The following is a 21,845-nucleotide window of genomic DNA, read 5'->3' as shown; positions in this document are numbered from 1 at the left end:
GAAAGGCTTAGGATTAACTTTGTACCTGTATGGACAAAACCATTTAAAGGCATATTTTATGTGCACTCGAAGGGAGTCGAACCCCTAACCTTCTGATCCGTAGTCAGACGCTCTATCCAATTGAGCTACGAGTGCTTTTCGAAACGGAATGCAAAGATAGAATTTCTTTTTAATCTCTCATACTTTTTTTCAAAAAACCCATAAACCGCAGTTTTGCATGGTCTTACTTTGCTTCATAATTAGCTATTTGTTTTTATATCTTTAAATTTTTAACCGGATAATAACCAACGTGAAGTTTAACAATAGCGCCAGCCTTTTCTCCGAAATAAAATCGGTGCCTGCTATTTTAGATCAAAAAAAGTATCCGTCGCTTGATGGGTTAAGGGCCGTTTCAATCATCATGGTGCTTATCCATCATTTCATCCTCAACTACAACCCTTATTTTCAAAGCCTTGTATTTATCGGCCCCCTGGGTGTTGATGTGTTTTTTGTGATCAGCGGTTTTTTAATCACCACTTTATGCATTAAGGAGAAAATCACAACCGGCGATTTATCGCTCAAAAACTTCTACATCCGCCGCGCGTTAAGAATCCTCCCGGTGGCTTACCTGTACATAGTGGTGATTGCCATACTTAATTATTTTTTCAAATTGCAGGTAGGCGCGTTAAGCTTTATTTCATCGGCGCTGTTCATCGCCAACCTTTCCTATTTCAGAAGGTTACAGTTCGACTGGAGCCTGGCCCATTACTGGTCGCTATCGGTCGAAGAACAGTTTTACCTTCTGTTCCCGGTTTTTATCAAAAAGAAGTTTCAGCTATACGTAACTATCCTGCTGGTAATCATTCTGCTGGTGCCGGTACTGGTTTACCTTCAAACAATAATCGCTTTTTTAAATAACGGCGTGCTATCTGCAGCTTTACGTTACCTGGTTAAATTCCAGGGCATAGCTGTGGGTTGCCTGTTTTCGGTTTTGTTATTTAAAGGTTATTTAAACTTTGGCAAATTGAGCCTGGCGGCTACGCTGGTATCCGTTTTTATGATATTTTACCTAAAGTTCGATGCTTTTTTTACGCTGCAATCTTGCTTTATCAATTTGTTCATATCCATTTTTATCGGCATTATCATTGTCAATAACATCAGCCCCAAAACCAATTTGGTATATAAATTTCTGAACTTGACGGCATTGAGTTTCATCGGCGTACTATCGTACAGTATCTACATCTGGCAGCAACTGTTCCTGTCTAATGATACCAGGTTCCCGCTTACCAAATATCCCATCAACCTGCTGTTCCTGGCGCTGGTGCCGGTGTTATCATATTTTTATTACGAGAAGTTTTTCTTAAAGCTGAAGAAACATTTTGCTAAAAACAAAAAGGCATAAAAAAGCCTGCCAGGCATTTCGGCTTAACAGGCTCGGTGTGCTATAGTATACAAAATTATTTTACCACTTCGGCAATGGCCGCAAAGTTTGGCAGGTCGGTAGCAACTACCAGTACTTCGGCGTAAATGATATTTTGCTCCTCGTCGATAACAAATGCGGCACGCTTTGAAACGCCTTTTAAGCCCATTACAAAATCGGCATAAATGGCTTGGTAAGCGGTAGATACCTCTTTGTTAAAGTCGGATAACAAATCAAACTGATAACCATTTTCTTCTTTAAACTTGGCCAGCGAAAAAGGCGAATCCACCGAGATGCCCAGTATGGTAGCGTTTAACCCATCGTAATAGCCAAAGCTATCGCGCATGGTGCATAGTTGCGTGGTGCAAACGCCGGTAAATGCCAAAGGGAAAAAGTGTAATACCACCTTGCGTCCCTTAAAATCGGACAGTGATACAGTTTTCAACCCTGATGATACTAATGTAAATTGTGGTGCCGCCTGGCCTGGTTGTAATGACATAATGCGTGTTTTTATACTGCAAATGAATGATAATTAAATGAAAACATAGTAAATAAAGGGTCAAAATTTCACTACGATCTTTCTCGAGTGCGCCGCCATAATATCTCTGTTTACTGATATGGCAAAAACAAATCAGATCCATTTTCTTTCAATCCTTGATTAACTAAATATTTAGTTATAGCTTTATCCTATCAACCAATAAAGCTATGATCAGGAATTACATCAAAACCGCGTTCCGTTCCCTGTTAAAAAATAAGGGTTTTACTTTTATCAATATTTTAGGGCTGGCGATGGGCCTGGCAACCTGCCTGCTGATTGTTTTATATGTGGTTGATGAGTTGAGCTACGATAGGTACAATGCAAAATATGAACGCATTTACCGGGTAAACACCGATTTAAAATATGGCGGCGTTATAACCTCATTTGCAATTGCCGCGCCACCCGTGGGCGATGCTTTAAAAAACAATTTCCCGGAAGTAGAAAACGCCGTAAGGATCTCGCCTGCCTTAAATATCCGCTTTAAAAAAGGCAGCCAGGATATTGCCGAAGATAAAGTGGTCTATTGCGACCCATCCCTGTTTTCGATATTTACCTTACCCATGATTGATGGTGACCCGAAAACCGCGCTGAATGACCCGAACGCCATTGTACTTACCGAATCGTCGGCCATCAAATACTTTAACAAAACCGACGTAGTAGGCCAAACACTCACCATTAATACCGATAGCATCCCGCATAAAATAACCGGGGTTGTTAAAGATGTACCCGTGCAATCGCATTTTACGGCCGGTTTCTTCCTGTCAATTTTATCGCAGGAATCATCGCGCGATAAAACGTTTAATCATTTTAGTTTTAGCACCTATATTTTATTGAAGCCCGGTGCAAGCGCTTCCCGCCTCGAAGCCAAGCTCCCGGCCCTGATGCGCCAATGGCTTAACGGCAGTATGAACATGGATAAATTTGAAAAAGGCGGTAATTATATCCGTCTGAATTTAACGCCGCTAAAAAACATCCACCTGCAATCAAACCGCCAGCGCGAACTGGGGCCAAACGGCAACATCCAGTACGTATACATATTCTCGGCTATTGCATTGTTTATATTGGTGCTGGCCTGTATCAACTTCATGAACCTTTCAACCGCCCGCGCTGCCAACCGCGCCCGCGAAGTTGGGGTGCGCAAAGTACTGGGCTCCTCGCGCTGGTCGCTCATTGTACAGTTCCTGTCCGAATCATTTATTGTTACCCTGGCAGCTACTATCATAGCGGTATTAGTGGCATGGGCGTTGCTACCTGCATTTAACCAGCTGGCCGGAAAACAGATAACGATAAGCAAGCAACTGGTTAGCTGGCTGTTGCCTGCTTTGGCGGTTATCATCATCATTGTTGGCATTGTTTCCGGCTCGTACCCTGCCTTTTTCCTGTCGGCCTTTCACCCTGCTCATGTTTTAAAGGGCAAAATATCAACCGGGTTTAAAGGAGGCATGCTGCGCAGCTTCTTGGTAGTATTCCAGTTTTCGATATCCATTTTCCTGATCATTGGCACCATGGTAGTTTACAACCAACTCAGGTATATCCAAAATAAAGACCTTGGCTTTAACCGCGACCAGCTACTGCTAATAAAAAATGTAAACGCGTTAAATAATCCGCAGTTGTTAAAACAGCAGGTAAAGCAATTACCGGGCGTTGTTAACGCCACACTTAGCGCCTACTACCCTACCAACACAACCCACTTCCCAAACAGCATCAGCAGCGAGCATAAAAGCGGCTTGATGGCCGAATATTGGTCGGTTGACGAAGATTACCTGCATACCATGGGCATGCACGTGTTAACAGGCCGCGGATTTTCGGGCCAGTTCCGTTCCGACTCATCGGGAATGGTCATCAATCAAACAGCTGCCAATATGCTGGGCTTTAATAACAATGCCTTAAATAAAACGCTTACTACCGGGCAGGGGCCAAATGCCAGAACATATCATGTTATAGGTGTGGTAAAAGATTTCAACTTCAGTTCGTTAAGGGATAACATCAGTCCGCTGGTAATGGTCATGAACCAGGATTGGCGGCAGTTGCTTTGCGTTAAAGTGGATACCAAAAACCTGCCGCTTTTTTTAAACCATGCAGAACATGAGTGGAAAAAGCTTGCCCCAAACCAGCAATTTGAATACTCATTTATGGATGCCGATTTTGACGCCCTTTACCGCACCGAGCAGCGCATGGGGAGCCTATTTGTGGTATTTACTACCCTTGCCATTATGATAGCCTGCCTGGGCTTATTTGGCCTTGCGGCCTATGCCGCCAGCCAGCGTAACCGCGAAATAGGTATCCGCAAAATATTGGGTGCCGGGGTGTTCCGTTTAGTAACCATGCTATCAAAAGATTTCATCAAACTGGTACTGGTTGCCATAGCCATTGCCACACCTTTAGCCTGGCTGGCCATGCAAAAATGGCTGCAGGGATATGCTTACCGCCAAAACATCCAATGGTGGGTATTTGTGCTTACCGCACTGGCAGCTGTTGTAATTGCGATGATAACCGTGAGCTTTCAATCTATCAAAACGGCGATGGCCAATCCGGTGGATAGTTTAAAGGAGGAGGGTTAGTTCATTGGTTCGGTTAGTTCACTGGTTCATTAGTTCATTGGTGAAAAGCTGGGATAAATCGTGCGCGGCGGAGACGACTCACCCCGACGAGGCTACGCCCGTCTGCCTCTCCGCTTCGCGCATAGAGGGGCTAAAAGATATAAAAAATGAGCTACACCCTCTTTGCGGCGCAGCCGGAGATAGGGTGGTCGGGCGCAGCCTCGACCGGGTGAGTCGTCGCCAGCGTTCCGCCAAATACTTCATGAAGTCAATCTGCCCTTACGGCCCCACAACTTTAATCCCCTGATTATCTCGTCCGTAGGGTTACCTAAATGGCCTTTTTGGTATCAATAGTAACCAAAAAACAAATTAACATCATGAAAACAAAATTTTTTACTGCCCTTGCGGCGGGAGTATTGCTGCTGGGCGCTTGTAAGGGAGGCAGGTCGGGAAATTACGAAGCTATAAACAACAGCAGCAGCGCCGATTCGGCTAAGTCAGATAAAGAAACGATGGCCGATACCTCCTTATTTGTACAGCCCAAGCTTGTAAAATCGGCCGATATGCGTTTCAAAGTAAAAAATGTTCAGCAAACGGCCGAGAAAATAACCGCGCTCACGGTGAAAAACAACGGCATGGTAATGCACCACCAAATGGAGTCGTCGGCGCAGGGTAGCCAGGATTACCGCATCAGCGGTGACTCCGTACGCAGGGTATCGGCATTCAATACCAACGAAGACATGACCATTAAAGTCCCCTCGGATAAACTGGAGGATTTTATGTACCAGGTGGCCCATATGGGTACGCATGTTACCCTCAGCAAAATGGATATTGAAGATAAATCGCTCGATTATCTATCCGCAAAACTAAAACTAAACAGCCGCAAAGAACTGGTAGATCAGCAAAAGAAAGGCAAGGTGACCATCAAAAATCCGCTGAATGTATTGTTGTTAAAGGATGATATGGTAGACGGGCAGATTGACAATCTTAAAATAGATGCTGCCGTTAAGTTTAGCGTAATTACCCTTAACTTTTATGAAAGCAATACCATCATCCAGGAAAACATCGCCAACGATGATCCATCGGCCTATCAGCTATCTTTCGGCAAACGTTTTTTCAATTCGGTGGCTTACGGTTGGTTTTTGTTTACCGAATTAATTTTGGCGCTTACCAATCTTTGGGTATTTGTTTTAGCCGCGATAGGCGTATGGATGTTATTCAGATATTATAAAAGAAAACACCCGGCTTTTTTAGGTGCGATAAAACCCTGAATAGCATTTTCATTCCTTTCGGCAAAGGCGACGAAGGGCGTTGAAAATGGCGTGGAGCAGATTATGGTTAGATAATACCCATGAGCGGGGTGAATCTTTAACCAACGTCCAGGCGCTCGTCATAACTTACTGATTTTCTAAAAACATAACGGATACCTAAATACCCTTTTTTGTATCAATAGTAACCAAAAAACAAATTAACATCATGAAAACAAAAATTTTTACTGCCCTTGCGGCGGGGGTCTTGCTGCTGGGCGCCTGTAAGGGTTCTGGCGGAAGCTACGACAACGAAAAAAGCACCAATAGCGCAGATACGGCCAGCGTATCGCCTGCTGCAGTTACGGCCAAAACCGACAAACTTGACGATGCTAAGCTGGTTAAAACGGCCGATATGCGTATTAAAGTAAAAGATGTTGGCAAAGCCACAGAAACGGTTACCGCCTTAACTGCAAAATATGGAGGCATGGTAATTCATCACCAAATGCAAACCACAAACGAAGGCAGCCAGGACCTAAGCGTCGGTAATGATTCTGTGATGCACATATCTTCGTTTAGCAGCGTTGCCGATATGACAGTAAACGTTCCTCCAAATCGCCTGGAAGATTTCATGAACCAGGTTGCCCAGATAGGACTATATGTCGAGAACCGGAAAATGAACATCGAAGATAAATCTCTTGATTATTTATCATCAAAGCTCAAGCGCGAAAACAGGGAAAATGCTGTAAAACAGGAGGCGAACACCGGTGAAAAGACCGACCCGGAAAAACAACTCACGGCTAAAGATGACATTGTCGACAGAAAAATTGCTAACCTTAAAACAGACCAGGATGTAAAGTTTAGTACTGTAATATTAAGTTTTTACCAAAGCAGAACAGTTTTAAAAGAGGTACTGCCAAGTAATGATGCATCAGCATATCAGTTGCCTGCTTCTAAACGTTTGATTAGCGCATTAATTTATGGATGGTCGCTTTTTATCAATCTGGCCGTTGGTTTCGCCAATATCTGGGTATTCGTTTTAGCTGCCATCTGTTTATGGCTATTGTTCAGGTATTATAGGCGAAAACACCCGGCATTTTTCGGCACTATAAAATCATAAAAATTTAGTAGCATTTTCGGTAAACATTTCTATTTTTGCGGTACAAAAAATATCGGTATCATGGAGTCAATGGAAAACGCTAACGCAGAGAAACATTACAAACTATTAGTTGTCGCAATCATCATAGGCATTTTTGGTGTATTTATCCGTTTTGCAGGTGATGAAAACTCAGCTTATTTCTCATGGATAGCCAACGCAGCATTGTTAATTGGTACCCTGATAGCTTTAAAAGCTGTTTTCGCAATTATGAAGTAAAGCCCTCCTGCCCCCTGAAAGGGGGAGTTTGGGAAAATACATATTATAAAGAAGCCCCGTTCATTTTTTGGATGGGGCTTTTTTGATTTCTGTGCATTTTTAAAAAGTGGTCATATTCAGTTATAAAATTGTCAAAATACCAAAGCGGAAATGACATTCAAAAATAAAAAACTGTCATGTTAAGGGACCCTTTACGGACAAATGCCTCTCCGCGCGAGTCTTCGACAGGCTCAGGATAACAGGCCTTCGCTTGATGCTATTAAACTTTCTTTAACAGTAAATCAAAAACTCCCCTTTCAGGGGGCCGAGGGTCCTAATCGGCATGTACATTGATTCACTCAATATCTTTGAGCATCCTTATAGGCCACCAGGTAGCTTTGTAATTACCAATAACCCCTATCTAATACGGGCGAATTAATCCGATAAGTTTAACCCCGAACATCACCAGGGTTAAAAAAATTAACTACGGGTGGTGTACCACCCCGTACCAGGGTGTTTCACCCTGTACCGGTACACACAGTTTGCGGTTAATTTTATCAGTTTTGAACGCTACTTGCAAAATTTTTTGCCAGCACTTTGATTGATTTGTCCCTGTAGGTGCCCGGAAGATTGTTACCGCTGCATTTCTTAACACCAGTGCCTTCAGGTTCCGGCTGGCTTCGCTTTACTTTGGCCGGTACTTCGATTCATTCAATATTTTCTGCGCATCCTTATTGGCCATCAATTGTTGCAGGGTAACTTCGGGATGTTTATCCATATAGGCGCGTACAATTTGCCAGCCCGTCCATACGGCCAGTTTTGGGGCCGATTCATTGCGTTCGCCAAGGCCGGGGGTAAAGGGTGCTTCGGTAAGGTATTTTTGAATTTTGGGATAGTCGGTTTCGTACAGCAGGTTTTCTTCTAAAAAGTAAGCCCATATCTTAGGCTCAAAATCGGTGCACCATTTTAGCTGGTCGCGGGTGTAGCTTATTTTCAGGGTATCGCCGGCATCGGGCAAAATTTTGTCCATAAAATACATGATCTTACCATTGTAAATCATTTTTGTCAACAACGATTTATCATCGTCACTTTCGGGGAACATATCTTCGCGGGCAATGCCTTCAACCACCCGCGGCGTAATGTTTTCGGGCGTAAAATGCCTTGATAAATAATGCGGGAACGCGCTGGTGATGGAAGGGTAAAACCGCGAATTGGCACCCAAAAACAAATCGAGCCCGATAGCAAAATACCCATCGCCTATGGATGTTTGCGCCTGGAAGCCCGAAAAATAACTGTAAACCTTAGGAATCCTTTTTTGGGGGTAATAATATTTAATATGCTTAAAGGCATCGGTAAGTTCGGCTTCCTGCTTATCCAGCTCGGGGTAAGTAGCCTCCACATCGTGCCTTAGGTCGTTATATGCTTTGTTGGCAAAAACATTGCGCAGGGTTTTAAAATAAGCGGTATCCTTAATGCTGCCTACCGGCAAAATACGCTCAATAAAATCCTGGTAAAACACCTTATACTTATTATGCAGGTGGATAGCTTGCTGTGCCATAGGGTGGGTACGCATGGCGTCGAAATCCTGGTCGAAGCGTTCAATCTTCACCTCAAGGTCAATATTACTTACATCAACCTTTTTGTTGCCGCGGCAGGCCGACAATATCATACCGATAAAAAAAATTAAGTAAATTTGTTTTGCTTTATACCGGGTAGTTATCATATTTATCCTTTGAGCAAAAATAATTTTTATTTGCATTAATACGTTACTATACCATCCATGAAAATTGCATTAGCCCAGCTTAACTATCATATAGGTAACTTCGAATCAAACACAGCCAAAATAATTGACCATATATTAAAAGCCAAACAAAACGGTGCCGACCTGGTGGTTTTTGCCGAGCTATGCGTGTGCGGCTACCCAGCCCGTGATTTCCTGGAATTTGACGAGTTTATTGGCCTGTGCGAAGAATCGGCAAAAAAAATAGCCGAAGTGTGTATTGATATCGCCTGTATTATCGGCCTGCCTACAGTTAACAATAAAACCGAAGGCAAGGACTTAAATAATTCGGCCTATTTTATTGAGGATGGTAAAGTAAAGGCGATTGTAAACAAAGCGCTGCTACCCAACTATGATGTATTTGACGAATACCGCTATTTTGAACCATCAACGGATTTTAACTGTATTGAATTTAAAGGCAAAAAAATAGCGCTTACCATTTGCGAAGACTTGTGGAACACGATTGAAAACCCTTTATACATCACCCGACCTATGGATATCCTGATCCATCAGCGGCCCGATGTAATGATTAATATCGCAGCTTCGCCATTTGCTTATAACCATGATGAAACGCGGATTGCTATTTTAAGCGATAATGCCAGCCGTTACAAGCTGCCTCTTTTATATATCAATAATATAGGCGCACAAACCGAACTGATTTTTGACGGCGGATCGCTGGTGTTTGATAATAAAGGGACACTGATAGATGAAATGCCCTATTTTGAAGAAAGTACGGCATACTATACCCTCAATGAGGATAACAGTATCAGCTTTGAGCATCCGTCAACCATGAAAACAGACCGCCCCGGCGATATTGAGCAAATTCACCAGGGCATCATATTAGGCATCCGCGATTACTTTTATAAATCGGGCTTTAAGCAGGCAATTTTAGGTCTGTCCGGCGGTATCGATTCTGCCGTGGTTTGCGCTTTGGCTGCCGAAGCCCTGGGTGCCCAAAATGTAATGGCAGTGTTGTTGCCATCCCGTTTTTCAACCGATCATTCGCTGAAAGATGCCGAAGACCTGGTGGCTAATTTGGGTTGCAAGAGCGAGACCATCGCCATAAAGGATATAACCCAGGCTATAGAAACGTCGCTGCATCCCCAATTTAAAAACCTTCCGTTTAATATTGCCGAAGAAAATATCCAATCGCGTACCAGGGCGGTATTGTTAATGGCCATGTGTAACAAGTTTGGCTACATATTGCTTAATACCAGTAATAAAAGTGAAGCCGCCGTTGGCTACGGAACTTTATACGGCGATATGTGCGGCGGCATTTCTGTTATAGGCGATGTATACAAAACCCAGGTATTTGCCCTGGCCCGCCATATTAATAAAGACAAAGAGATCATCCCGATAAACTCCATTGTAAAACCGCCATCGGCCGAGTTAAGACCCGATCAAAAGGATACCGACTCGTTGCCCGAATACGATATACTGGATAAGATATTGGAAGAATATATTGAATACCGCCGCTCATCTGCCGAGATCATTAAAATGGGTTACGACGAAGCAACAGTTCGCAGGGTGATTAAACTCACCAACTCCGCCGAACATAAACGTTACCAAACCCCGCCAATATTACGGGTATCCCCCAAAGCATTTGGCATGGGCCGCAGGATGCCAATAGTAGGGAAATATTTGTCGTAAAAAAGTATCAAGTAGTTAGTATCAAGTATCAAGACAGTTGCGGATTAGTCTAAAAAAACTTTGTTCGAAAGTCAAAAATCTTGATACTTGATACTAACTAATTCATACTAAAAATACCTATATTTCAAGCCTATGAATAAGCGATACGCCGCGGTATGTACTTCTTTTTTTTTGCTGTGTATTGCAGTTCAAACATTTGCTCAGCAACCGCTGGTTAGCGATGCAAAAAAAGCCGAATTAAGCAGTTTTTCTTCGCAATTGAGGAGTACTTTCAATGTAAATAAGCAACAGGCCCTTTCATTGGCGGCGCAAAAAGGCTGGCCGGTTACACGCCGGTCGCGCAACGGTAACCACGTGTTTTTACAGGGTGTTAACAGCCTTGGTTTTCCTATATATCTTACCACACACAACAATACAACGGCTGCGGCCACAACGGGCACTAACGCCGTGCAGCCAGGTGGCTCATTAGGGCTAAACCTTTCAGGATCTGGCAGCAACCTTGTTGGTAAGCTGGCCATTTGGGATGGCGGTTCGGTATATGCCGCGCACCAAGAATTTGCAGGTAAAACCATTACGATAAAAGATGGCGCTTCGGCGCTTGATCATACTACTCACGTGGCCGGCACCATGATTGCCAAAGGCGTTTACGCGCCGGCTAAAGGCATGGCGTTTAACGCGAGCAGCCTGTTGTCATGGGATTTTGATAACGATGTATCTGAAATGAGTGGCGCTGCAGCGGGCCTGTTGCTATCAAACCATTCTTATGGCGATGTTGCGGGCTGGGATTATAACAGCGATGCCAGCCGCTGGGAGTGGTATGGCCTGCCGGGTGATACTGTTGATTACACTTTTGGATTTTACGATACCCGCGCCCAGTCATGGGATAAAATAGCCTATACGGCCCCCTATTACCTTATTGTGGAATCGGCTGGTAACGGCAGGGCCAGCAACGGGCCGGCCATAGGTGCAACTTACTACGGCTACCGCAGCCGCACCGATCAAACTATGGTAAATAAAGGCGCCCGCCCCTCAACAATAAGCGACAATAGCGGCTATGATATCATCAGCACCACCGGTAACGCCAAAAACACGCTGACGGTTGGTGCAGTAAACCCCTTGCCATCGGGCCCTACCAACAGGAACGATGTGAGCGTTGCCTATTTCAGCGCCTGGGGCCCTACAGACGACGGTCGCGTAAAACCAGACATTATGGGGGATGGGGTAAATGTAACTTCGGTAGGGATAGCTAACAGTTCATCGTACCTTACGCTATCGGGCACATCGATGGCCGCGCCCAATATCACCGGTTCGTTGTATTTATTGCAGGAATACTATGCTCAAAAAAACAGTGGAAATTTCATGAAATCGGCCACACTGAAAGGCCTGGTTTGCCATACCGCCTTTGATGCCGGCAACGTTGGCCCAGATTATATTTATGGCTGGGGATTGCTTGATATGCCCAAGGCGGCACAGGCCATTACCGATAATGGCGTTAAAAGCATGGTAAAGGAAAACTCACTTGCCCAGGGCCAAACGCAAACCTTTAACGTACTGGCATCGGGCGCCAGCGCCTTGATTGCGTCCATTGCCTGGACAGACCCCCAGGGAACAGTTTCGCCCGATGGCACTATCAACAGCCGCACACCAAAACTAATTAACGACCTTGATATTAAAGTAAGTGATGGCACCACCACTTACAATGCCTGGGTTTTAGATCCCGATCATCCATCGGCAGCCGCTACAACCGGCAACAACATCAGGGATAATTTGGAGCAGGTATATATTGCCAATACAGTACCGGGTAAAGCTTACACCGTAACAGTATCGCATAAAGGCAATTTAACATCCGGCCCGCAGGCTTACTCGCTTATAGTTACCGGGATAGGCGGCACTGCCTATTGCACGTCTGCCCCTCTAAGCGATGCCGATTCGCGCATTAACAATGTCAAGCTGGCCAATATTGATAACAGCCCGGCAGCAGGCTGCAAAAGCTATTCTGACTACACCAATTTAACCATTCAGCTCGAGCAGGATAAATCATACCCGCTTAGCCTTACACTGGGCACCTGCGGCGCCAACTTCAATAAAGCCGCCAAAGTTTTTATTGACTATAACGAGAACGGCATTTTTGAAGATACGGAACTGGTAGCAACCACCGGCATTATAAATGGCACAGGCACCTATACTACAAACATCAAAATACCGGCAACCGTTGTAGCCGGAACTTATAGCCTGATGCGGGTAGTACTCAGCGAAACCAACAGCGCGGCCAGCATTACAGCCTGCGGCAGCTATGCCAAAGGCGAAACGCAGGACTACCGGGTACAGTTTTTACAAACCAGTATTGATGCCGGCGTGCTATCTATAGTTAATCCGGGTTCAAGCGGGGCATGTTCGGCAAGTACGCCGGTTACTATAGCGGTTAAAAACTTTGGCAGTGCGGCTATCACCAACGTGCCATTAACCGTAAAAATAACCGCCGCCGATAATACGGTAACTACATTTAACGGTACTTACACAGGTACCCTTGCCCCCGGCGATCAGGATAACTTTACCTTCGCCCAAAACTTTAATGCCCTGGCCGGCGCCACTTATACCATAACGGCCATCAGCAATTTAACCGGCGATCCGGTAAAAAATAACGATACGGTTACCACAACCATTGTCATCAACAGCCCATCGGCAATAGGCGATTTAAGTGCCTATTATTGTACCGATACCAAACAATACCAACTATTGGGGCAGGGCGATGGCACCATGCTTTGGTATCAAAATGCGAATGACGCTGTGCCAATTGCGGCAGGCAGCCCTGCAAATACTACTACAACGCCTGTAAATAACACCTTTTACGCGGGTGTAAATGATTTTAAAGGCACTGTTGGGCCGGCAACAAAAAACATTTTTACCGGTGGCGGATATAATCAGTTTACGCCATCGGTAATTGTGAACACTAAGGTTCCTGTGGTTATACAGTCGGCACGTTTATATATTGGCAATTCGGGCAAAATAACATTTAACGTAAGTAACAGCAGCGGGCAAATAGTTGCCACTAACAGCATTAATGCCCAGGCCACACGTACCACCCCATTACCCGGTGCCCAGGCCGATGACCCTGCCGACCAGGGCAAAGTGTATGACCTTAACCTGGAATTGCCTGCGGCCGGCAATTACCTGATATCCATCGCCTATGACAACACAGCCACTATATATCGTAATAATGCAGGCGTAACAAGTTACCCGTTTAGCATCGGCAAAATCTTCAGCATAGTGGGCAATGATGCCACGGGTGATAATGCTGCCGATACTACTTACTACAAAGGCTTTTACTATTACTTTTATGACATGAAGGTACAAAGCCTGGGTTGTGCTTCGGCAGCGCGTAAGGCGGTTACCTTAACTAAACCAGTTATTACACAAAGTAACAATACCTTAAACTCCAGCTTTACAACAGGCAACCAGTGGCTGTTAAACGGCAAATCCATACAGGGTGCAACAGACGTTACGTTTGACCCTTTGCAAAGTGGAAATTACCAGGTTGTTGATACACTGGCCAGTGGTTGCGCAGTTATATCGGATGTGTTTGCTTATGCCCGTACGGCATCCAACGTTGATAAATCTACCGATATTGGGTTAACCGTTTTCCCGGTACCTGCAAGTGCCAACCTGTATGTTGTTTTTAAAGCAAATACCGCTGCCGATCTTGACTTATCGCTGGTAAACTCCGTGGGGCAAACTATAGTTTCCGAAAAGCAAAGGATCCCGCAGGGCAATTTCAGCACGGCAATAAATGTAACAGGAGTGCAGCCCGGCGTGTATATATTAAGGGCGATGCTGGGGAGTAAAGCTTATGCCAAGAAGGTAATTGTGGTGCATTAAGCCTCACCCAAACCCTCTCCAAAGGAGAGGGCTTTTGATTTGCGTGATGGCGAATTTCGAGATATTTAAGAACCCTCTCCTTTGGAGAGGGCAGGGTGAGGCTCTTTACTGAAAAGTATACTTCACGCCAACACCCGGCGCAATATCAAAAAACGGGCCGGTAGCTATTTCAAGGCGCGGGTTCAAATCAAGGCTTACAGCTATGGGGCTGTTGGGTATTACCCACTCCAGGCCTGCTACACCATCGGCGCCAAATAAAAGATGCCTGTCTTTATAATATTGGTCATCGCTGCCAAAACGTTTGTAATAGCCGCTGCCTATCGAGCCTAAGTGACCGCCAAAGCCATAAAAAAAGTTCAGTTTATCAACGTTAAAAGCTCGGGTATGAATTTCGTACAAACCGGTAATTACAATGCCATGATCGCGTATGCCCAGGATACCTTCAATAGCAGTTGTTTGGTTTAAAAAGTATTTTCCTGATGGGCCTATCTCATAAGCGCCAAACTTTAAACCGGCCGCAGCTTTGTAATCCTGCGCCTGCGAACGCTGGTTTATCAATAAAAACGAAACCGATAATGACAGGATGTAGATGATTTTTTTCATGTAGTAGTTTTAGTAAATGAATTAAACAGGTAATACAATGACATTTGAATTTAACATAGGCTTAACCAATTTTCGTCCCAAATGTTCAGGTAGATAAACGCTCAAATATGCTTTTTATGCTATTTTAGGTCAAAATCACGCCTGGATTGTGCTCATTCAACTGATTTTCAATCCAAAAATTTGAGCTTTCAATGCGTTTATGCCTTCAAATAAGTTATTTTAGTGAAAATAAATTTTGGTTATAATGATATTACATTGCTTTAAAATAAAAAACAACAAACACTTAACTCTTTTTTTGACGGCACTTTTTTTTATACCTGCCGGATACGCACAGGAACAACCGCGTGCAAACAACAATGGTCAATACAGCAATGGAATGGTGGTTTGCGCCTATCCGGATGCTTCGCAGGTGGGGGTTGATATTTTAAAGAAAGGCGGCAACGCTGTTGATGCTGCCGTAGCGGTACAATTCGCGTTGACCGTAACGCATCCGCAGGCCGGTAATATTGGTGGCGGCGGCTTTATGGTTTTCCGGTCGGGCAAAGGCAAAACCAAAACGCTTGATTTCAGGGAAAAGGGCCCTGGTGCCGCCAGTGCAGATATGTATCTCGATTCAGCGGGGAATGTAATTCCGGATATGAGCCTCTATACCCACCAGGCCTCCGGAGTTCCCGGATCGGTAGATGGGATGGTAACCGCCCACAAAAAATACGGCAAGCTTAAATGGGCCGACCTGGTACAACCATCCATTGATCTGGCCCGCAACGGTTTTAAAATAACCAAACACCTGGCCAGCGACCTGAACTACACCCAGGCGCAATTTATAAAACTGAACCCCGGTAAAAACTATCTTTTAAAACGAGGAGGTTGGAATGAAGGCGATGTGCTGGTACAGGAAGACCTGGCCAAAACGTTCGAGTTTATTCGCGACAAAGGCCGTAAGGGCTTTTACAAAGGCGTAGTAGCCGATCAGATTGTTGCCGAAATGAAAAACGGTAACGGGCTGATGACCAAAAAAGATCTTAAAAGTTATCATTCGGTTTGGCGCAAAGCCATAACTGGCAACTACAAGGGTTACAAAATAATTACCATGCCGCCGCCATCAAGCGGAGGAATTGCATTACTGCAACTATTACAAGCTGTAGAAAAATATCCCTTAAGGCGATGGGGCTATAACCAGGACTCAACCATCAGGTTAATTGTTGAGGCCGAACGCCGTGTGTATGCCGATCGATCTAAATATCTTGGCGACCCGGATTTTTATAAAGTACCTGTTGATAGCCTGCTTAAACCAGCCTATATTGCATCGCGCATGAGCACCTTTAGCTGGGATGCGGCTACACCGAGCAGCAGCATACAACCCGGCAATTTTGTAGGGTACGAAAGCGACCAAACCACCCATTACTCGATAGTAGATAAGGACGGCAATGCGGTATCCATCACCACTACACTAAACGATAGCTTTGGGTCTAAGATTTTTGTAAATGGCGCCGGCTTTTTATTAAATAATGAGATGGACGATTTTAGCTCGAAACCGGGCGTACCTAACATGTACGGCCTGGTGGGCGGTAAAGCCAACAGCATTCAGCCGGGCAAGCGCATGCTATCATCCATGACGCCAACCATCATCGAAAAAGGCGGCAAGCTGTTTATGGTAGTAGGCACCCCAGGAGGATCGACCATCATAACCTCTGTTTTTCAAACGATATTGAATGTGATAGAATTTGACCAAAGCATGCAGCAGGCAGTAAGTTCTAAACGCTTCCACTCGCAATGGCTGCCAGACGAGGTTACTATTGAAAAGAATGGGGTTGATGACGCCACAATTTTAAAACTGCAAGGTAAAGGCTACAAAATAACCAACCGAGGGGCAATCGGCCGGGTAGATGCCATCCTGAAAACCCAATCGGGCTACTACGAAGGCGGCGCTGATCCAAGGGGAGATGATACGACGGTAGGGTATTAGGTTGTACGTGATACGTTTTAAGTTGTACGTTTTATATTCGATAATTTTTTGAGGGTAGAAACTTATAAACCAGCAGGGTAAAAAACATGTAACTTAAAACGTATCACGTAAAACTTACAACGTCCCGCGTCAGCTAAGGTTGAAGAAAATAAAATGTACCTTCGTACCATCGTTTACATCTGCAGCCTATATTTGTTGGGCAAAAACTTATAAACCAGCAGCGTGAAAAAACGTATCACTTAAAACGTATCACTTAAAACGTATCACGTACAACTTATAAAAATGCATAAAAGCGTAAAACACCAGGAAACCATCGATTATTTTTTGAAGATTGTGTGGCAAACTGTGGCTAACAGGTATAACCAGTTGGTTACCGAGTTTGGCATTACGCAATCAATTGGTTACCTGCTGATCAATATTGACGAAAAAGAGGGCACCACCGTATCGCAGGCGGCAGCTTTGTTGGGCCTTAAGTCAACCAGTTTATCGAGGATGCTCAGCCAACTGGAAAAAACAGGGCTTATTTACCGGGAATCAAACCAGGGCGATAAACGCTCGGTAAAAATTTACCTGACCGAACTCGGCAAAGAAAAACGCCACCAGGCCCGCGCCGTAGTAAAACAGTTTAACAACTACCTCAACGAGCACATTAGCGAAGCTGATAAAGAGTACTTAACCGAAATGCTCAAAAAGATCAACAAACTCACCCTTAACTATAAACCTTAATTGGTTCATTGGTTCATTGGAACGCGGGCATGGCGGGCAAGTGGCTTTTTGGCTGAATGCCTCCTATTTGACAATCCCACCAGAAAAGACCAATGAACTAATGAACAAGTGAACCAATGAACTAAAAAAAGCACAGATAATTTTTTTGATTGAAATACGTTTTTTGCTGATACAGATGTTTTTGTATACCGGCTTGGTGCTTTTTTTTATTGATTGTGTTAAAAAATGTTAAGCTGCCGTTTTTCTATTATAAAAGAATAAATTTGCCTTTTGAAAAAATGAACAGGTTACTGGTTTTGTTATTGGTTTTGATGGCTGGCTTGGGCGCATGTAAAAAATCTGTCGACCCGATGGTGCAGTATAATATTCAAAAGGGTATCGACGATAAGATCATAAGCGATTACATAGCAGCACACCCCGGGGACAGTGCCAAACGAATTGATACTACGGGGGTATATTATATCATTAAAACAGGTGAGCAGGGGTCAGGGAACGATTTGTTTACCAGTTCCACAACCATAACTGTAGGATTTACGGGACAGATATTGACTACGGGTTATACATTTGCGCAAACCAATAATTTTCACCCTTCGTACACATTAGGGAGTGTGATAAAGGGATGGCAGTTAGGCGTTCCGCAGATAAAAAAAGGGGGCAAAGTGCGTTTATTGATACCATCGCGCTATGCTTACGGGCCATATGCACAGGATTCGATACATTTGCCGGCAAATTCGGTGCTTGATTTTAATATACAGCTTTTTAACATAACAAACTAAAAGACAATAATGAAGGTAAAGGTTGATAATTACGCGCCGTTTACCGGTAACAAATAATATAAATGAGAAAAATTACTTTTACGCTTTTATTCCTTCTTTCTGTAGGGTTATTATCTTGCCGCAAAACCAGCGACGATCCGAATATCACGCAATACGACGCCACCAATATCCAAAACTACATTAAAGCCAATGGCCTTACCGGAATGGTTCGAGATACGTCAAATGGCGACACCAGCGGCATCTACTACCAGATCTTATCGCAGGGCGCAACTACCACGCCCATTGCCTACTCCGATACCGTAAAGTTTGTATTTACCTTAAAATCGTTTGACGGCAAGTACAACTCACTCGATTCGCTTACCAATAACCACTTTGATGGCTTTGCAGGACACATCAGCCAAAGCGGCTATCCTAAGGGGTTGCAATTGGCTATACATAATATTATCAAATATAAAGGTACAAGGGCACGCATATTGATTCCATCGCGCCTGGCTTATGGTGTAAATGGTTACGGATCGGGCAGCTCAAGCAATGTAAACACCCGTATTGCAGGCAATCAATGCCTTGATTACTATGTAAATGTAGTATCCGATCAAAATCTATATGACGATCAGATCATCAAAAACTATATTGCCACCAATAGTTTAACTGGTTTTGCCAAATCTGCTGGCGGTTATTATTACAAAGTAACTATACCGGGCACAGGCACAGATCCTATTGATCAATACTCTACTTTTACAGCAACGTATAGTGGTAAATTTTTAACGGGCACTGAATTTGATGCCAATACTACCGGAGCGTCTCTTTCCATTGATAGTGTAGTGCCAGGTGTAGCACAAGGCCTGCAAGGACTTACAACTGGTGCAGCAGTTACATTACTGTTGCCTTCAAGGTACGGTTACGGCAGGGCTGGTACCACAGGTATTGCAGGGAACACCAGCCTGCGGTTTGATTTTACAATAGTTACTATTACAAATTAAATTACTTAGCCAAGGCGGCTTTAAATACTTTTAAACAGCGATCACGCGCAAATGTGTGATCGATAATGGGTTTAGGATACTTGCTGAAATCGGCATATTCCGGAACCCATTTTTTTATGTACTTCAGTTCAGGGTCAAACTTTTTGGTTTGCGATTCGGGATTAAAAATTCTGAAGTAAGGCGCAGCATCCGTGCCCGATCCTGCAGCCCATTGCCAGCCGCCAACGTTGCTGGCCATTTCATAATCTAACAGCTTACGGGCAAAGTAATGTTCGCCCCAGCGCCAGTCAATCAACAGGTCTTTAGTTAAAAAGCTGGCTGCTATCATGCGTACCCGGTTGTGCATAAAGCCGGTTGCATTTAACTCCCGCATGCCTGCGTCAATAATCGGGTAGCCGGTTTGCCCCTCGCACCAGGCTTTAAACTGGCCTTCATCATTTACCCATTTTATCCGGTCATATTCGGATCTGAAAGCATGATCCATCGTATGCGGAAAATGGTGCAGTATCATCATATAAAATTCCCGCCATATCAATTCATTCAGCCACGTTTTATTTTGATAGCCATGCGCTGTTTTAGCCAGCTCGCGGATACTTGCTGTGCCAAAACGGAGGTGTAAGCCAATATGCGAGGTACCTTTGATGGCAGGAAAATCCCGTTTTTCTGCATAGTCGCCAATTATCTCTTTATATTCCTGGTCGGGAAAATGGGCTTCACTTTTCACAAAACCCATTTCATTTAATGAAGGTAGCGGCAGGTGATGGATTTTCACCAGGTTGTCGAGGTATTTTTCGGTAGGATAGCTTTTTAAATAAAATGGCTTAAGTGTTGCGTACCATTTGCGCTGATAAGGCGTGTAAACGGTGTAAGGCTTACCATCATCCTTGATAACCTCGTCCTTTTCGAAAATTACCTGGTCTTTAAAAGTATGGAAGGCGATTCCGTGCTGTTTTAGTTTTTCCCTTACAGCGTCATCGCGTTTCGTCGCGTAGGGTTCATAATCATGGTTGGTATATACTGCGGCAACGGGGTATTCTTTGATGATCTTGTCCCAGGCATTTGTTGCTTTATCATACACCACCAGCAAACTGCTGCCGTGTTTGTGCAATTGGCTGCGTAGGTTTTCGATGGTATTGTAAATGAAAGTTACCCTTGCATCGTTCTTATCTTCCAGGTTGTCCAGTATCTCCTGATCAAAAATAAATACGGGCAAAACCGGGTTGTCACTTTTTAGCGCCCGGTACAAACCGGCATTATCATTTAAACGCAAATCGCGCCGAAACCAGAATATGGTAACGGGTGTATTATTATCCATAAATCTCCTTTAACGCATCGGCTACTTCGGGGTATTTAAAACTAAAGCCCGCATCCGTAATTTTTCGTGCCGATACTTTAGTACTTCCCAAAACCAGCGAACTCATTTCGCCCAACAATAATTTCAATAAAAAAGCCGGAACCCTGGGAGCCCACAGTGGCTTACGCAACTGGCGGGCCACGGCTTGTACCATTTGCGCATTGGTAATCGGGTTTGGCGCCACCATATTGTACACGCCTTTCAGTCCCTTATTTTCGATGCCGAAAAGGTACATATCAATTACATCCTGCCAATGAATCCAGGGGACCCATTGCTTACCACTGCCTATGGGCGAGCCAACGTATAATTTAACTGGTAGGGCCAACATTGGTAATGCCCCTGCATCTTTATCCAAAACCACACCGGTACGGAATTTCAGTATCCGCAGCCCCAGCTTTTCGCCTTCATCAACAGCGGCTTCCCATTCAACACAACATTGGGATATAAAGTCACGGGTAGCTGCGCTGGATTCTGTCAGCAGTTCATCGCCCCTATCGCTATAATAGCCAATACCCGATGCGGATATTATCGTTGTAACCTTATTGGCCCGATTTTTCATCAGGTTATAAATAAGCGCTATTGATTTGGTACGGCTTTCAACTATCTCTTTTTTACGTTCATCCGTCCAGCGTTTATCGGCAATACCGGCACCTGCCAGGTGAATAATAGTATCTACTCCATCAATGCAATGTTCATCAAGGGTACCTTTATTTACATCCCACAAAAAGGTTTTAATAGTGTTGTCGCCACCCGGTGTCCGGCTCAACACGCTTACATGGTAGCCTTTGCCCAGCAAATGCTTACTTAACCGTTTACCTAAGCCTCCCGATCCGCCTGTTATTAATATGTTAGTCATTAGTCATTAGTCATTAGTCATTAGTCATTAGTCATTAGTCATTAGTCATTAGTCATTAGTCATTAGTCATTAGTCATTAGTCATTAGTCATTAGTGGGAATTGGCCGGGGCTTTTATTGTTTTGATTATCTAAAGTATTTTTGCAAACCATCAATGACCAATGACAGCGAAGCGAAATGACCAATGACAAGCGCAGCGAC

The 21,845-nt window shown here is 44.2% G+C and carries 16 protein-coding genes and 1 tRNA gene; 11 read left to right on the top strand and 6 right to left on the bottom strand.

Going from position 1 to position 21,845, the window contains the following annotated elements:
* Positions 1-61: 61 nt before the first annotated feature.
* A tRNA-Arg gene (locus ACFGVS_RS24550) sits at positions 62-135 on the bottom strand.
* Positions 136-289: 154 nt separating this feature from the next.
* On the opposite strand from ACFGVS_RS24550, the gene ACFGVS_RS24545 reads away from it, so the two are divergent.
* Positions 290-1,381 carry an acyltransferase family protein gene (locus ACFGVS_RS24545; RefSeq protein WP_439695947.1) on the top strand — a complete coding sequence of 364 codons (1,092 nt, stop codon included), beginning with the start codon at positions 290-292 and terminating at the stop codon, positions 1,379-1,381.
* A 55-nt stretch (positions 1,382-1,436) separates the two neighbouring features.
* Here the strand turns inward: ACFGVS_RS24545 and ACFGVS_RS24540 are convergent, their stop codons facing one another.
* Positions 1,437-1,898, bottom strand: a complete 462-nt coding sequence (locus tag ACFGVS_RS24540; protein WP_439695946.1) for a redoxin domain-containing protein — start codon at positions 1,896-1,898, stop codon at positions 1,437-1,439.
* A 206-nt stretch (positions 1,899-2,104) separates the two neighbouring features.
* Here ACFGVS_RS24540 and ACFGVS_RS24535 point away from each other — a divergent pair, with 206 nt between their 5' ends.
* The 4 genes from ACFGVS_RS24535 (at position 2,105) to ACFGVS_RS24520 (ending at position 7,099) form a co-directional block, all read left to right on the top strand.
* On the top strand, positions 2,105-4,498 hold the full coding sequence (locus ACFGVS_RS24535) for an ABC transporter permease (RefSeq protein ID WP_439695945.1): 2,394 nt from the start codon (positions 2,105-2,107) through the stop codon (positions 4,496-4,498).
* A gap of 356 nt (positions 4,499-4,854) precedes the next feature.
* Positions 4,855-5,748 carry a DUF4349 domain-containing protein gene (locus ACFGVS_RS24530; protein ID WP_439695944.1) on the top strand — a complete coding sequence of 298 codons (894 nt, stop codon included), beginning with the start codon at positions 4,855-4,857 and terminating at the stop codon, positions 5,746-5,748.
* Positions 5,749-5,953: 205 nt separating this feature from the next.
* The gene (locus ACFGVS_RS24525; RefSeq protein ID WP_439695943.1) at positions 5,954-6,844 is read left to right on the top strand and encodes a DUF4349 domain-containing protein; all 891 of its coding nucleotides are present in this window, start codon (positions 5,954-5,956) and stop codon (positions 6,842-6,844) included.
* Positions 6,845-6,904: 60 nt separating this feature from the next.
* Complete coding sequence (locus tag ACFGVS_RS24520; RefSeq protein ID WP_090651678.1) at positions 6,905-7,099, top strand: hypothetical protein; 195 nt, start codon at positions 6,905-6,907, stop codon at positions 7,097-7,099.
* A 664-nt stretch (positions 7,100-7,763) separates the two neighbouring features.
* Here ACFGVS_RS24520 and gldB read toward each other — a convergent pair.
* Positions 7,764-8,801: a gliding motility lipoprotein GldB gene (gene gldB / locus ACFGVS_RS24515; RefSeq protein ID WP_439695942.1), complete on the bottom strand. Its 1,038-nt coding sequence runs from the start codon at positions 8,799-8,801 to the stop codon at positions 7,764-7,766.
* Between the two features lie 57 nt (positions 8,802-8,858).
* Between gldB and ACFGVS_RS24510 the strand changes: the two genes are divergently transcribed.
* On the top strand, positions 8,859-10,508 hold the full coding sequence (locus ACFGVS_RS24510; protein WP_274209899.1) for an NAD+ synthase: 1,650 nt from the start codon (positions 8,859-8,861) through the stop codon (positions 10,506-10,508).
* Positions 10,509-10,640: 132 nt separating this feature from the next.
* Positions 10,641-14,384 carry a S8 family serine peptidase gene (locus ACFGVS_RS24505; RefSeq protein ID WP_439695941.1) on the top strand — a complete coding sequence of 1,248 codons (3,744 nt, stop codon included), beginning with the start codon at positions 10,641-10,643 and terminating at the stop codon, positions 14,382-14,384.
* Positions 14,385-14,489: 105 nt separating this feature from the next.
* Here ACFGVS_RS24505 and ACFGVS_RS24500 read toward each other — a convergent pair whose 3' ends face one another.
* The gene (locus ACFGVS_RS24500; RefSeq protein WP_090651675.1) at positions 14,490-14,987 is read right to left on the bottom strand and encodes a hypothetical protein; all 498 of its coding nucleotides are present in this window, start codon (positions 14,985-14,987) and stop codon (positions 14,490-14,492) included.
* A gap of 244 nt (positions 14,988-15,231) precedes the next feature.
* Between ACFGVS_RS24500 and ggt the strand changes: the two genes are divergently transcribed.
* The 4 genes from ggt (at position 15,232) to ACFGVS_RS24480 (ending at position 19,435) form a co-directional block, all read left to right on the top strand.
* The gene (gene ggt, locus ACFGVS_RS24495; RefSeq protein ID WP_439695940.1) at positions 15,232-16,953 is read left to right on the top strand and encodes a gamma-glutamyltransferase; all 1,722 of its coding nucleotides are present in this window, start codon (positions 15,232-15,234) and stop codon (positions 16,951-16,953) included.
* A 282-nt stretch (positions 16,954-17,235) separates the two neighbouring features.
* Entirely contained in the window at positions 17,236-17,679 is a 444-nt protein-coding gene (locus ACFGVS_RS24490) for a MarR family winged helix-turn-helix transcriptional regulator (protein ID WP_274209902.1), read from the top strand.
* Between the two features lie 278 nt (positions 17,680-17,957).
* Positions 17,958-18,455 (top strand): FKBP-type peptidyl-prolyl cis-trans isomerase, encoded by a 498-nt coding sequence (locus tag ACFGVS_RS24485; RefSeq protein WP_143065497.1) that lies wholly within the window; start codon positions 17,958-17,960, stop codon positions 18,453-18,455.
* Positions 18,456-18,517: 62 nt separating this feature from the next.
* Positions 18,518-19,435 (top strand): FKBP-type peptidyl-prolyl cis-trans isomerase, encoded by a 918-nt coding sequence (locus tag ACFGVS_RS24480; protein ID WP_090651672.1) that lies wholly within the window; start codon positions 18,518-18,520, stop codon positions 19,433-19,435.
* A gap of 1 nt (position 19,436) precedes the next feature.
* Here the strand turns inward: ACFGVS_RS24480 and ACFGVS_RS24475 are convergent, their stop codons facing one another.
* Together ACFGVS_RS24475 and ACFGVS_RS24470 are read right to left on the bottom strand one after the other, a co-directional pair.
* Complete coding sequence (locus ACFGVS_RS24475; RefSeq protein ID WP_439695939.1) at positions 19,437-20,750, bottom strand: cryptochrome/photolyase family protein; 1,314 nt, start codon at positions 20,748-20,750, stop codon at positions 19,437-19,439.
* Complete coding sequence (locus ACFGVS_RS24470) at positions 20,743-21,645, bottom strand: TIGR01777 family oxidoreductase (RefSeq protein ID WP_274209904.1); 903 nt, start codon at positions 21,643-21,645, stop codon at positions 20,743-20,745. The genes ACFGVS_RS24475 and ACFGVS_RS24470 overlap by 8 nt, the downstream gene beginning before the upstream one ends.
* Between the last annotated feature and the right edge of the window lie 200 nt (positions 21,646-21,845).

Origin of the sequence: Mucilaginibacter sediminis, assembly GCF_051903035.1 — a bacterium.
Classification (GTDB): domain Bacteria; phylum Bacteroidota; class Bacteroidia; order Sphingobacteriales; family Sphingobacteriaceae; genus Mucilaginibacter.
The sequence above is the reverse complement of the archived record's forward strand: the minus strand, read 5'-3'. Positions and strand labels throughout refer to the sequence as shown.

Coding starts and splice junctions, on each gene's coding strand:
- ACFGVS_RS24540 (WP_439695946.1), bottom strand. CDS start 1,898: ATGTCATTACAACCAGGCCAGGCGGCACCACAATTTACATTAGTATCA.
- ACFGVS_RS24535 (WP_439695945.1), top strand. CDS start 2,105: ATGATCAGGAATTACATCAAAACCGCGTTCCGTTCCCTGTTAAAAAAT.
- ACFGVS_RS24530 (WP_439695944.1), top strand. CDS start 4,855: ATGAAAACAAAATTTTTTACTGCCCTTGCGGCGGGAGTATTGCTGCTG.
- ACFGVS_RS24525 (WP_439695943.1), top strand. CDS start 5,954: ATGAAAACAAAAATTTTTACTGCCCTTGCGGCGGGGGTCTTGCTGCTG.
- ACFGVS_RS24520 (WP_090651678.1), top strand. CDS start 6,905: ATGGAGTCAATGGAAAACGCTAACGCAGAGAAACATTACAAACTATTA.
- gldB (WP_439695942.1), bottom strand. CDS start 8,801: ATGATAACTACCCGGTATAAAGCAAAACAAATTTACTTAATTTTTTTT.
- ACFGVS_RS24510 (WP_274209899.1), top strand. CDS start 8,859: ATGAAAATTGCATTAGCCCAGCTTAACTATCATATAGGTAACTTCGAA.
- ACFGVS_RS24505 (WP_439695941.1), top strand. CDS start 10,641: ATGAATAAGCGATACGCCGCGGTATGTACTTCTTTTTTTTTGCTGTGT.
- ACFGVS_RS24500 (WP_090651675.1), bottom strand. CDS start 14,987: ATGAAAAAAATCATCTACATCCTGTCATTATCGGTTTCGTTTTTATTG.
- ggt (WP_439695940.1), top strand. CDS start 15,232: ATGATATTACATTGCTTTAAAATAAAAAACAACAAACACTTAACTCTT.
- ACFGVS_RS24490 (WP_274209902.1), top strand. CDS start 17,236: ATGCATAAAAGCGTAAAACACCAGGAAACCATCGATTATTTTTTGAAG.
- ACFGVS_RS24485 (WP_143065497.1), top strand. CDS start 17,958: ATGAACAGGTTACTGGTTTTGTTATTGGTTTTGATGGCTGGCTTGGGC.
- ACFGVS_RS24480 (WP_090651672.1), top strand. CDS start 18,518: ATGAGAAAAATTACTTTTACGCTTTTATTCCTTCTTTCTGTAGGGTTA.
- ACFGVS_RS24475 (WP_439695939.1), bottom strand. CDS start 20,750: ATGGATAATAATACACCCGTTACCATATTCTGGTTTCGGCGCGATTTG.
- ACFGVS_RS24470 (WP_274209904.1), bottom strand. CDS start 21,645: ATGACTAACATATTAATAACAGGCGGATCGGGAGGCTTAGGTAAACGG.